Origin of the sequence: Mesorhizobium sp. B1-1-5 (assembly GCF_006443065.1) — a bacterium.
GTDB lineage: Bacteria > Pseudomonadota > Alphaproteobacteria > Rhizobiales > Rhizobiaceae > Mesorhizobium.
In genome coordinates, this window is sequence record NZ_VFWS01000294.1 from 1 (window position 1) to 1,745 (window position 1,745).

Here is a 1,745-nt window from a genome sequence, read left to right on the forward strand (position 1 = left end):
GTCCATCGCCGGCGTTTGCGTGAAATCGCCGGTCGGATGGTCAAGATCGAGCGGAATGACATCGAGTTCGGCGCCTGCGATGCGGGCGAGCTGGTTGATGGCCGCACCGCCGCCGGCGAAATTCGCCACCATCTGCACCGTGACTTCCGAAGGATAGGCCGACACGCCTTGGGCGGTAACGCCGTGGTTGCCGGCGAAGACGAAAACTTTCACCCGCTCGAGCCTAGGCATGTCGCGGCCCTGCCAGCGCGCCAGCCACGCGGCGATGGACTCAAGCCGGCCGAGGCTGCCCTGCGGCTTGGTCAACGTGTCCTGGCGGCGAGCGACCGCGCTCGCGGCGGCGTCATCGCCATCAGGCAGGTCGAGGCAAGCAGCGCGCAGTTCATCTAGGGATTTGAAAGCCATCGAAGGAAATTCTCCGAAACAGAGTCAGGAAAGGGCTACGGAAGCGACGAGCAGCACCGCGATTTCGCTCACCTGTTGCATAGCGCCGATCGTGTCGCCGGTCTGGCCACCGATCTGGTTGAGGCAAAGCGCGTGGAAGGCGGCAAACAGCAGTCCGAGCAGGATAAGCGCCGCGATGGCGCCGCCAAGCCCGAGCAGGAGGAGCGGGATGGCGCCGAGCACGGCGCCGGCGAGGGCAATTTCCCGCGAGACGGTGCCGGCGCCGGCCGAGAGGCCATCGTCGCGCGCCGGGGGCAAGAGATGCATGAAGGTGCCGAATACGCCGCGCGAGGCCGCATGGGCGGCCAGGAGCGCGAAGAGAGCTTGTGTGGGATCGACGAATTCCGACAGCGCGCTCCAGCGGATGAGCAGCGACAGCGCCAGCGCCATGGCGCCGTAGGCGCCGATTCGGCTGTCGCGCATGATCTCCAGCTTTCGACCGCGCGTGTTGCCGCCGCCAAAACCGTCGGCGACATCGGACAGCCCGTCCTCGTGCAGGCAGCCGGTGGTGACCGCGGTTGCAACCAGGGCAAGGGCTGCCGCCGACCCGATGGCAAGGCCAAACCGTTCCGCCGTGGCAAAGACGATGGCGCCGATCAGGCCGACGACGAGGCCGGCGACCGGGGCGGCCCAGATCGCGGCGGCAAGGCTGCGGCCGCGAAAGTCGATGACGGGCAAGGGCAGCCTGGTGAAGAAGACCAGGCAGAGGGCAACATCGCTGGGGATTTGCCGGGGCGAAAGGGTGACCTTCGGGAACTTCATGCCTCAGCCCCTTGCGATGGCATGGAAGAAGGTGCCGCTGACCTGGCCGCGCCGGTAGCCCGAGGCGCCGATCGGATTGCCTTGCCCGTCGGCGAGGTCGGCCAGGGGCTCGTCATCGCCGGCCGCCGTCATCTGCGCATAATGGAATTCGTGCCCGCGGATCAGCGCGCCCCGCGGGCCGAGCGGACAGTCGGCGCGCAGCCGCGCTTCGCGATAGCCGAGGTTCATCTTGCGCCTGGCGAAGCTGGTTGAATGGCTGAGCAGGCCGAGCATTTTGTGCGTTTCGCCAGATGCATCTTCCAGAGCTTCGCCAAGCACCATGAAGCCACCGCACTCACCATGGATGGGCTTCGTCCCGGCGAACCTTGCCGTTCCTTTCCGAAAATTCGCAGCGGCGGCGAGACGGCCGGCGTGAAGCTCGGGATAGCCGCCAGGCAGCCAGCAGACGTCGCAGCTGTCGTCAGGCGCCTCGTCCGCGAGCGGCGAGAACGGAACGATCTCCGCGCCGGCCTTGCGCCAGTAGGCCGCGACGTGCGGAT

2 protein-coding genes and 1 pseudogene are annotated in these 1,745 nt (G+C 67.2%); all 3 read right to left on the reverse strand.

Annotated elements, in window-relative coordinates; all coding sequences use genetic code 11:
* Nucleotides 1-405, reverse strand: a 405-nt coding sequence (locus FJ980_RS30585) for a nicotinate-nucleotide--dimethylbenzimidazole phosphoribosyltransferase (protein WP_181181361.1), incomplete at its 3' end; no start/stop codon positions are given.
* A gap of 24 nt (nucleotides 406-429) precedes the next feature.
* Nucleotides 430-1,206, reverse strand: coding sequence for an adenosylcobinamide-GDP ribazoletransferase (gene cobS, locus FJ980_RS30590; RefSeq protein ID WP_140516437.1), 777 nt, complete (start codon nucleotides 1,204-1,206; stop codon nucleotides 430-432).
* 3 nt (nucleotides 1,207-1,209) lie between these two features.
* Nucleotides 1,210-1,745 (reverse strand): annotated as a pseudogene (locus tag FJ980_RS30595) (cobyrinic acid a,c-diamide synthase); the annotation flags it as partial.